Source organism: Synechococcus sp. WC101 (genome assembly GCF_047461555.1).
In the GTDB taxonomy this organism is placed as follows: domain Bacteria; phylum Cyanobacteriota; class Cyanobacteriia; order Thermostichales; family Thermostichaceae; genus Thermostichus.
The window spans coordinates 1-9,821 of record NZ_JANSHG010000096.1 but is presented as its reverse complement, the minus strand read 5'-3'; the positions used below and the strand labels follow the sequence as shown (position 1 = coordinate 9,821).

The following is a 9,821-nucleotide window of genomic DNA, read 5'->3' as shown; positions in this document are numbered from 1 at the left end:
CGTCGAGCGCAAGGGCAGAACCACCTACCTCTATAGCGAGTTTGAAATCGGGGCCGACTACTTCCACAGCCTGGATCAGGGGCGCGATCCCGAAACAGATCAGGTGGTCTGGGGATCCCTTTCCGGGCCCTTTCGGTTTGTTAAAAAACAGGATTTTTCCTGCTACTTGCCCCGCTGGAGCTAGCTCCCCATCCAAACCCAGAAGGCCAGGATCCCATCCAGAGCAAGAGCAACAGGGCAAACCCCCAGCAGCCTGTCCATCCAAGGCTGGACATAGGGCCGCTGACCAGGTAGTACACAAAAGGATAGCTTGGTAGCCCCGCACTTGAGTGCGGGGCGGAAAAGCCCGCTAGCCACTTTAGTCGCTTACCCATGATGGGGGTCGTTGATATAGTTTCATAGCTCAAACAACCTCTTCCTGACTTCTCCCACCAAGACCTTTTTCCTTCTCTTTGGCCAAAAAATAAGATAAACAACCGCTAGCCCCACACCATGGTTGTAGTGATTGTACCGTTGACTTTCCTCTCGCACTATCGCTTATTTAGGTTGGAACAAAGAACAAAAACAAGAATGCGGTTTTAACCAAAACTTTGTTTTCGTCCTAACAGGTCGGTTCAAGGAGCGTATCGTGCAATTATGTCAGCATTATGGCATGGAGTTTATTGAGGTAGAGGAGGCGTACAGCTCGCAGGCAAGCTTCCTAGATGGAGATGAGCTACCTAGTTATGGTGAAAAACCCGACGGGTGGAGACCCTCTGGGCTGAGGCAAATGCTGCCGCCAACCTGCTTAAGAAAGTCAGCAGAACCTTGGGGCTTTGCGTTAAGGAACTGTCTAGAGGCGCTTTGACAACGCCGTTGCGGGTTCTTTTGTGGACTGCGTAAGAATCCCCCGCCTTTAGACGGTGGGAGTGTCAACAGGCCCCCCTGGCTGGTGGAGCGAGGTCAAGGCGCTCGACATCGGCCCAGCGGATCTGCCGGCGCAGCCCACCCAGACGGGGTAGGTGGATTGCATGCCCACCTCGTCCACCCGAACCTGCTGGCTTAGGGATCCCAGCAGCGCCGCCATTCAGTCCAGATCCTGGAAAACTGGCCCTGGAGCTAAGCTAGTAGAGCCTCCAGAGAACCTGAGAAAAGGGTTTGTTGGCCGCTTGTCGATTGAGTCTTGAGTGATTGATATGTAATGAATGTATGAAAGCTCAGCTTCCGGTTACAATTTTGACGGGCTTTTTGGGCAGTGGTAAAACCACGCTGCTCAAGCGCATCTTGCAGGAGGAACACGGGCTGCGCATCGGGGTTATCCTCAACGAGTTTGGCGAGATCTCCATCGATGGCGAACTGGTCAACATGCCCCAAGGAGGGCTGATGCAGCTCAGCAACGGCTGTCTCTGCTGCACGGTGCGGGAGGATCTCGAACGGGCGGCTCGCGAGCTGCTTCAGCATGCCCAGGCGTTGGACTACCTGGTGGTGGAGACCAGCGGCGTGGCGGATCCCAGGCAGGTGGCCGAGCTGTTTGTACAGAGAACCTTCCACGAGGAGCTGCGCCTGGATGGGATGGTGACCCTGGTGGATGGGGCCGAGTACTGGCGCAACTTCCAGCGGTCCCAAACTACCGCCCACCAGATCAGCAGCGCCGACATCTTGCTCCTGAACAAGGTAGATTTGATCACCCCAGCCGAACAAGAGAAGATCCTGTTAGATCTGCGTCGCTACAACCCCGACGCTCCCTGTCTGCCCACCACCCACGCCCAGGTGCCCCTGGCCCGCATTTTGGATGTGCACGCCTTTCGCCCAGAGCTGTGGGATCCCAAGCTCTCCGCTGCCGAGGCTGAAGGTCACGCTCACCCCAGTCACCATCTGGAAGAAGACGGGATCCAATCTCTGAGCTTTCAACTGCAGCAACCGCTGGATCTGGCGGCCTTCCGCGATTGGCTGCAGGATCTGCCGGAGACGATTTTTCGCGCCAAGGGGGTGCTGTGGGTTGCGGACGAGCCGCAGCGGGTTATCTTTCATCAGGTGGGCCGACGACAGACCCTCTTCTTGGAGCGGGAGTGGGATCCCGATGAGCCGCGTTGGTCAAAAATTGTCTTCATCGGCAAGGAACTAGAGCGGGAAGCGCTGGCCGCCGGCCTCAACCGGCTGTGTCGGGCAACCGCCGCCTGCCCATGAGTCCAAGTTTTGGGATGGGATAACCGCGATGGCCCGCAGCAAACTTTCAGAACAAGAACAACAGCAAATTGTTAGCACCTACCGCGGCTCGGCAGCCACTGCCGCCGAATTGGCCGAGCAATTTCGGGTAAGCGTTACCACCATCACCCGTGTCCTCAAGGAAAACATCGCTGCCGACGAGTACCAGCGGCTGATCCAGCTCAAACGCTCAGCAGCTCGCCGCAAAGACACGGGCGAGGAACCCACCCTTCCCCTGGACGGCATGGAGGGGCAACAGGTCTTGCCCCCACAGGGGGCTGCCGACGCCTCCGATCTCAGCGATGTCAGCGAAGGGGAGCGGATCCCTGAGGACAGGACGGCCACGGTGGCAGAACTGGCCCCCGAAGAATTGCCGGCCCAGCTCGTAGCCGAGCTTCAAGAAGACCTAGAAGACGACGAGGACAACGACCTGGAAGACGAAGAAGACGATGACGACGAAGAAGAGGATGCCGACGATTTTTTAGACGACGCGGCAGCGGTGCCCTCAGAAGATCCCTTGGCGGATCCCGTCCATCACATCCAAGTACTCCCCCTAGAGAAGCTCGACCTGCCTGAGACCTGTTATGTTGTGGTGGATCGCTACCAAGAGCTGACCACCCGCCCCCTCAAGGAATTTCTGGGGCTGGGATCCCTGCCCGTAGAGGGGATCGAAAACGCCAATACGCTGCCCATTTTCGACAACCACAAGGTGGCTCGGCGCTTTTCCGAGATGAGCCGTCGTGGCAGCAACACCTATCCGCCCTACCGGGTCATCCAATTTCCCGGATACATTCTGGAGATTGTACGCCCACAATTGCAGAAGAAAGGCATTACCCATCTGCTAATCGATGGACAAATTTACAGCCTGTGAGGTGTAGCCGCCGAATTCAACTACAGCTTGCTCTTTCGTCAGGAGATCCAGCGCACCGACGGAAACTCCACTGACAAAGGTTTTAGCTTATGGGACGATATAGGTTCTGGCCAAGCAGGCTGTAACTGCCCAGTTGTCTAAATTAAAAGTCTTAACCAGAACACTCAACCATGGATCCTCAAAAGATCAACGGATAGACTTATGTCGGAGTTTCAACTGGTTTCTTCCTATCAGCCCACGGGGGATCAACCCAAGGCGATTGCCGGCTTGGTGAAGTCGATTTTAGAGGGCCATCGCTTTCAAACCCTGCTGGGGGCAACCGGAACCGGCAAAACGTTTACCATTGCCCATACTATCCAGCAAGTCGGCAGGCCCACCTTGGTGATGGCTCCCAACAAAACCTTGGCCGCCCAACTGTGTAACGAGCTGCGAGAGCTTTTTCCCTACAATGCCGTCGAATATTTCATCAGCTATTACGACTATTATCAACCGGAAGCCTATGTGCCCAGCACCGATACTTACATCGCCAAGTCTTCTTCCATCAACGATGAGATCGACATGTTGCGGCACTCCGCTACCCGCTCTCTATTTGAACGGCGAGATGTCATCGTGGTGGCCTCGGTAAGCTGCATCTACGGCTTGGGCATGCCGGAGGAATACCTGAAGGCTTCCATCCCCTTCCAAGTCGGCCAGGAGATCAACCAGCGGGAGGTCTTGCGGGATCTGGCCGGCATTCAGTACGAGCGCAACGACCTGGAGCTGGCGCGGGGGCGATTTCGCGTCAAGGGCGATGTGCTGGAAATTGTGCCGGCGTATGAAGATCGGGTGATCCGCATTGAATTTTTTGGCGATGAGATCGAGGCCATTCGCCTGATTGATCCGGTTACAGGTGAGATTTTGACCAGCCTCAGCGCCCTCAGAGTCTACCCGGCTCGCCACTTTGTAACGCCAGAAGCCCAGTTGCAGCAGGCGATCCTCAACATTGAGCAGGAGCTGGAGGAGCAACTGGCTTTCTTTCGCAAACAAGGCAAGCTACTGGAAGCCCAACGGCTAGAACAGCGCACCCGCTACGACCTGGAAATGCTGCGGGAGGTGGGCTATTGCAACGGCATCGAAAACTACTCTCGGCACCTGACGGGGCGCAAGGAAGGGGAGCCGCCTGCTTGTTTAGTGGATTATTTCAAGGCCAACGATTGGCTCTTGGTGGTGGACGAATCCCACGTCACCGTGCCGCAAATCCGCGGCATGTACAATGGGGATCGCGCCCGCAAGCAGGTGCTGGTGGATCACGGGTTTCGCCTGCCCAGCGCCCTCGACAACCGCCCTCTCAAAGCCGAGGAGTTCTGGGCCAAAGTCCACCAATGCGTCTTTGTTTCCGCCACGCCCGGCAACTGGGAACTGGAGCAAAGCGGAGCCCAATTTGAAACGGTGGTGGAAAACGGCAAAACCCTGAAGTTCTATGTGCCGGGCACCGGTCGGGTTATAGAACAGGTCATTCGGCCCACCGGGGTGGTGGATCCGGAAGTGCATGTCCGCCCCACAGCCGGGCAGGTGGAGGATTTGTTGGGAGAGATCTACCTGCGATTGGAACGTTCGCAGCAGGGCCTCCCGGAACGGGTCATTGTGACCACCCTCACCAAACGCATGGCCGAAGATCTCACAGAATACTTGCAAGAACGCGGGATCCGGGTTCGCTATTTGCATTCCGAGATCAGCTCAATTGAGCGGATCGAAATTTTACAAGATTTTCGCGAAGGAGCTTTTGACGTACTGGTAGGGGTCAATTTGTTGCGGGAAGGGTTGGATTTGCCGGAAGTCTCCTTGGTGGCCATTTTGGACGCGGATAAAGAGGGATTTTTGCGGGCGGAGCGATCCCTGATTCAGATGATCGGGCGAGCAGCGCGCAATGTCCGTGGCACGGTGGTGATGTACGCCGACACCCTGACCGGCAGCATGGCCCGGGCCATCGCCGAAACCCAGCGCCGCCGGGAGATTCAATTGCAATACAACCGCCAACACAACATCACTCCTAAGCCCATTATTAAGAAAAACAGCAACGCCATTCTGTCTTTTTTGGCCATCTCCCGCAAACTCAACAGCCAAGACCTGGAAAAAGCCTTTCCAGTTGCAGACGAAATCCCTCTTTCGGAGATTCCAGAGCTGATCGGCCAACTGGAACTGAAGATGAAAGCAGCGGCCAAAAACCTGGAATTTGAAGAAGCTGCGCAACTGCGAGACCAAATTAAAAAGCTGCGCCAACGCCTTTTGGGCCACCATCAGAGCACTTAAGGTCCTCGCTTGGATCGGCCAAAATCGGGATTTGCTTATGCCACCATAGGCTTACAGCAGCATCCTAGGGATCCCCGAGACAATGGGCGTTCGGGTCCAACGAGCCATTCGAGACTCTGTCCTGCTGAAGGGAGCGGCCCTGGCGGTGGGGCTGATAGCCGGGATTGGCCTCTGGCTCCTGCCCGCTCCGGTCTCCAAGGCTGCTGGGATCCCGGTGGCCCAAGCCCTCGAGTTGCGGGATCCCGGCTTTTCCCACCCCACTCCTGCCGAAGCGCCAACTCTTGAGGGATCCCCTTCCCCGACCTCTAGCCCACTGCGGATCCCCTTGACCGGCCAAGAGGGCACAGAAGTCTTGGTGGGGAACATTCCGGTGTTTCGCCTGCAGACGGCAGAATACCCCAGCGATGTGCGGGCCGACAACGTGCGGGCAATCATTGAGCGCTTCTTGGAAGAAGGCCAGTTGCCAGAGCCGGAGGTACGGGTGGCCCAGGATGCCAACGGCCAGTACGTCCTCCGCCTGGGAGAAAGAGGTCGCTTTGAGGCCACCCAGCGGTATCTGTTTACCGTCACCTATGCCGACGCCGCCGCCGAGCGCAGGGTGCCGCTGGGCCAGGTGAGCCTCAACGACGTGCGTCTGGTGGCCAACACTTGGGCGCGGCGGCTGGAGCAAGCCATTGCCGAGTACCGGCAGGATCGGCTGGATCTGCAGCGGGCGCAGGATCCGCGCGTGCTGATGCTCACCATCCTGGCCGGGCTGGCCACCGTGGCAGTGGGGTTCTTTCTCTGGCGGCTGTTCGACCGCAGTCTCGTCCGCCTGCAAAGTTGGTTGGAGCTCAAGGCCGACCCGGCCTGGGGGAGCTGGATCGACATCGCAGGGGTGCTGCTGCGAGGCCTGGGGGCAATTCTCATTGCCGGCATCTCTCTGGATCGCGGCATCAGCTTTATACCTGCCCTGCGGCCTTTTCAGCGCGCTTTTTACCTGGGCTTGGGGCGCGTGGTGGCCACGGCGCTGGGCGTCCTCACCCAACCGCTGCCCAATTCCAGCGTCTCCATCGCCAGCTTGCTGGTCTTTTTTGTGCTGGCCGCTTTGGTCTTCACCGTTGCCCACTACGTCAGCGTTGGCTTTAAGCAGCGGTTTCTGAGCCGGCTGGGACTGGATCTGGGCACCCAGGAGTCTACAACGGCCATCTTCAAGTACATCCTCACCCTGTTCGGGATCCTCTTGGTCTTGCCCTTCAGTGGCCTCAATTTGGGATCCCTGGCGGTGATTGCCGGGGCGGTGGGTTTGGGGATCGGTTTTGGTCTGCAAAACCTCTCCAACAACTACATCAGCTACATCGCCATCCTGCTGGAGCGCCCCATCCAAGTCGGGGATCTGGTGGAAGTGGACAACCTGCTCGGCACCGTGGAGCGCATTGGCCCGCGGGCCACCGTCCTGCGCACTTTGGATCGCATCTTTGTAATCGTGCCCAACTCCCGCTTCACCGAGTCGAAGGTGGTGAACTGGAGCTACCGGGATCCCCGCTGTCGCATCCACATTCCCGTGGGCGTGGCCTACGGCTCCGATACCACCTTGGTCACCGAAGCCCTGCTCAGCGCCGCCAAGGAAAATCCGCGGGTACTGAGCAGCCCCGCCCCGCAGGTGTGGCTCAAGTCTTTTGGCCCCTCTTCCCTCAACTTTGAGCTGCTGGTGTGGATCAACCGGCCCCAGGATCAATTTGTCTTGATCAGCGAGCTGAACTTTGCCATCGAAGCAGAGTTTCGCCGGCGTGGGATCCGCATCCCCTTCCCCCAGCAAGATATTCACATTCGCAGCCTCGAAGGATTTGCTCCCCCCAGTCAAAACGGCGGATCCCGTTCCCTGCCCGATGCCGCTTCCATTCAGTCCGCCCTCAGCGAAGCGGCAAAATCGTTGGAAGACCAAAATGGCGTTTCCTGAGCGACACCATGCTGCAACGGTTAGATGAGGCACTGGGTAGCTTTGGCAGCCATCCGTGTTGGGCTGAACTGAAGCAAATGCAGCTCCTAAGACAGCTCTGGCCGGAAGTGGTGGGAGAGGCGGTAGCAGCGCAAACCTATCCCCTCAACCTGCGCCGCCAGGTGCTACAGGTGGCCACCTCTACCCCGTCCTGGGCGCAAAACTTAACTCTGCAGCGCCAGCTCATTCTCAGGAAACTCAACAGCCGCCTGCACCCTCCTCTCAGCGACATTCGCTTCAGCCCCGGCGCTTGGCACGAGGGATCCAGCCCGTCCGCTCCCCACCCTGATGGGGAGTTGGTAGGCAAGTTTTACCCCATCTCATCTGCAACCCCAGCCCAAAAGCAGCCTGCAACCGCTCGCCGCTCCGGCTCACGGCCGTCTCCCGCCGATGCTAAAGCCGCTTTCGAACGTTGGGCCCGACTGGTGAAACAGAGACAAACTCAGCAAAACCTGTTCCCTTGCCCTGCCTGTGGCTGCCCCGCCCCTGCCGCCGAACTGGAGCGTTGGTTGGTCTGCGGGTTTTGCCATCGCCAGTCCTTGCGCGTGCGCAGCTAACTCAGGGAACTCAAATTAGGGCTGTTTCCAGGGGCAACGAAACAACTCGTTAGGTCGATCCCCAGCTCCCTTCTCCCAGAGGGAGAGGGGCCGGGGGTGAGGGGAACTCCCCCTGAGGTTGTGGATGGTGGCGGCAGCGGCCTGGATTCTCGATGAAGGTAACTGCAAACCCTCAATCGTTCATGGCGTGGTAGGTGGCCACCGCCGACGGCGATACGCGGTTCAAGTAGCGGAAGATCCAGTACTTAAAGAGTGTATCGAGGAAAACCGGAAAAGTGGCAATAAAGCCGTAGATAAAATTGCGGTTTTCTGGCAGACCCAGGTGGGCAGCTAAGCTGCTCAGCAGCACCTCCCAGCCATGGGGAGAGTGGTAGCCGACGAACACATCTGTGAAGAGAATAATAACGAAAGCCTTGGCACTGTCGCTGAGGCCATAGATCAGGCGATCCAAAAAAGACTTGAGAACTTCAATTTCCTCGCGCCCGATGAAGATCAGCCAGCCAAACACCAGCAGCGATAGCACGTCGGCAAGGACGTTCTTGAGGCCTTCCAAATTCTTACGGCTGTATTTTTGCAGCAACTCCTCTGCCTTCTTGGACAGTTGGTCTTCGGATTCCAGGTCGAGCTCTGGAGATTGGTGGTGTAAAGCCCGCTCAAACTCTATTTTTTCCTTGAAAAACTCAAACTCGGAGAGAGCCTTTTCTTGAAATTCGTAGCTCAGAGCCAGGATGGTGGGCTCCCGCGGCTGAAAGCGATCCACCAACGGCCCGAACAGGAAGTGTTTCGAGAAAATCTGGACAAGCAGCGGCAAAATGGCCAGCAGCAACAAAAACCGAACTGCCACCAGTGTGCGCGTGCGTTGGCTGCGATACTCCTGGAGCAGCTCTTCTTCTGCCTGCGAACTCAGCTCACGGCGGATCTGGTTGGCCGTACGCAGGATGGAGCGAGGCAGGAGGGCCGTTTTAGAGGCAACCGGGGCATTGCTGTTGTCGAGGTCTGTCTTAGCAAGATTGGTCTTGATGGAGGGATCGGAGGGCTCCGGCTGGCTTGAGGTCAGTGGCTCTGGTTGCTCTTGAGACTTGGGCGGAGGGGAGGTGGACCTGGGTTGAGCAGCGGGGCGCTTGTAGCGCGAGGTCACCTGATCGATAAACTCCAGCTTTTCCAAAATCGAGGGATCCCGACTTTGCCGGCCATTTTCAGCGTCTTTACCGTCGTTTTCAGAAGGGCCGACGGGGGCCTCTTTGGCCTGATCTTTGTCGGAAGAGAAGGGAGGGCCGCTGCCATTTTGCTCGGGATCCGGCAGGCGAGAAAAAACGCTACTGGCCCTGAACTCCGCTAAACTAAGATCAATTTGACGCAATTCCTGGCGCAATTGGATCTGAAAGTAGCGGCTGGTGTTTTGGCCGTGGTTTCCGTTTCTGCCGATGGATCCCCCCTGAAAGTAGCGGTCTTCGATGGCTTTGATGCGCAGGGCAGCTTTATAGGCTCGATCGAGGGAGCGTAGGGGAGTACTTGAGATCCATTGGCCGAGCCTGCTCAACACGGATTCCCCCATTGCTTTTTCCTGTGGCGGTTTTTCTCAGGGCTGATCCATGCATTTTTCAATGGCTAACTATTGTAACAACTTCTGGGAGGCTGGGCAGGGATCCGGATGGGGAAGCGGCCCGTCTGGATCAAAACCGTGTTGAAGGGGTTAGGGCTCAGGATCCCTTGAAGCGGCTGAGGGCAAAAGCGCAGATCTGCAGCAGCCGCAGCCCGTCCCGCACATGTTGGATGTTGGAGCGCCCATAGGTTCTGGGGAAGTAGCGCACCGGGATGTCCAGGATCTTGAGGGTGCGCTTGGCCGCCCCCAACAACAGGTCGAAATCCCCAAACGGGTCAAAATCCCCCCATTCTTGCCGCAGCTTGGCAATCTGCCAATAGTCCTCCCGCCACAGGGCCT

Annotated in this window: 8 protein-coding genes and 2 pseudogenes; 6 read left to right on the top strand and 4 right to left on the bottom strand. The window is 57.5% G+C overall.

What is annotated here, in order from left to right:
• Positions 1-184, top strand: a 184-nt coding sequence (locus tag NW809_RS07950) for a CpcT/CpeT family chromophore lyase (protein WP_414401889.1), incomplete at its 5' end; no start/stop codon positions are given.
• Positions 185-399: 215 nt separating this feature from the next.
• Here the strand turns inward: NW809_RS07950 and NW809_RS07945 are convergent.
• A pseudogene (locus tag NW809_RS07945) lies at positions 400-531 on the bottom strand (IS200/IS605 family transposase); the annotation flags it as partial.
• A gap of 364 nt (positions 532-895) precedes the next feature.
• Complete coding sequence (locus tag NW809_RS07940; RefSeq protein ID WP_011431359.1) at positions 896-1,066, bottom strand: hypothetical protein; 171 nt, start codon at positions 1,064-1,066, stop codon at positions 896-898.
• Positions 1,067-1,188: 122 nt separating this feature from the next.
• Here NW809_RS07940 and NW809_RS07935 point away from each other — a divergent pair, with 122 nt between their 5' ends.
• The 5 genes from NW809_RS07935 (at position 1,189) to NW809_RS07915 (ending at position 7,879) form a co-directional block, all read left to right on the top strand.
• Positions 1,189-2,166, top strand: coding sequence for a CobW family GTP-binding protein (locus NW809_RS07935; RefSeq protein ID WP_011431358.1), 978 nt, complete (start codon positions 1,189-1,191; stop codon positions 2,164-2,166).
• A gap of 28 nt (positions 2,167-2,194) precedes the next feature.
• A complete protein-coding gene (locus NW809_RS07930; RefSeq protein ID WP_011431357.1) occupies positions 2,195-3,055 on the top strand; it encodes a hypothetical protein in 861 nt (286 codons plus the stop codon).
• 201 nt (positions 3,056-3,256) lie between these two features.
• Positions 3,257-5,344, top strand: a complete 2,088-nt coding sequence (gene uvrB, locus NW809_RS07925) for an excinuclease ABC subunit UvrB (protein WP_011431356.1) — start codon at positions 3,257-3,259, stop codon at positions 5,342-5,344.
• 82 nt (positions 5,345-5,426) lie between these two features.
• Complete coding sequence (locus tag NW809_RS07920; protein ID WP_414347069.1) at positions 5,427-7,283, top strand: mechanosensitive ion channel family protein; 1,857 nt, start codon at positions 5,427-5,429, stop codon at positions 7,281-7,283.
• Between the two features lie 77 nt (positions 7,284-7,360).
• On the top strand, positions 7,361-7,879 hold the full coding sequence (locus NW809_RS07915; RefSeq protein ID WP_414401888.1) for a DciA family protein: 519 nt from the start codon (positions 7,361-7,363) through the stop codon (positions 7,877-7,879).
• A gap of 172 nt (positions 7,880-8,051) precedes the next feature.
• Here NW809_RS07915 and pxcA read toward each other — a convergent pair whose 3' ends face one another.
• Positions 8,052-9,422 (bottom strand): proton extrusion protein PcxA, encoded by a 1,371-nt coding sequence (gene pxcA / locus NW809_RS07910; RefSeq protein ID WP_414401887.1) that lies wholly within the window; start codon positions 9,420-9,422, stop codon positions 8,052-8,054.
• A gap of 157 nt (positions 9,423-9,579) precedes the next feature.
• Positions 9,580-9,821: pseudogene (locus tag NW809_RS07905) on the bottom strand (glycosyl transferase); the annotation flags it as partial.

Excerpts from the sequence above, each read along its gene's own strand:
- NW809_RS07915 (WP_414401888.1), top strand. The coding sequence starts at position 7,361 with ATGCAGCTCCTAAGACAGCTCTGGCCGGAAGTGGTGGGAGAGGCGGTA.
- uvrB (WP_011431356.1), top strand. The coding sequence starts at position 3,257 with ATGTCGGAGTTTCAACTGGTTTCTTCCTATCAGCCCACGGGGGATCAA.
- NW809_RS07920 (WP_414347069.1), top strand. The coding sequence starts at position 5,427 with ATGGGCGTTCGGGTCCAACGAGCCATTCGAGACTCTGTCCTGCTGAAG.
- NW809_RS07935 (WP_011431358.1), top strand. The coding sequence starts at position 1,189 with ATGAAAGCTCAGCTTCCGGTTACAATTTTGACGGGCTTTTTGGGCAGT.
- NW809_RS07930 (WP_011431357.1), top strand. The coding sequence starts at position 2,195 with ATGGCCCGCAGCAAACTTTCAGAACAAGAACAACAGCAAATTGTTAGC.
- NW809_RS07940 (WP_011431359.1), bottom strand. The coding sequence starts at position 1,066 with ATGGCGGCGCTGCTGGGATCCCTAAGCCAGCAGGTTCGGGTGGACGAG.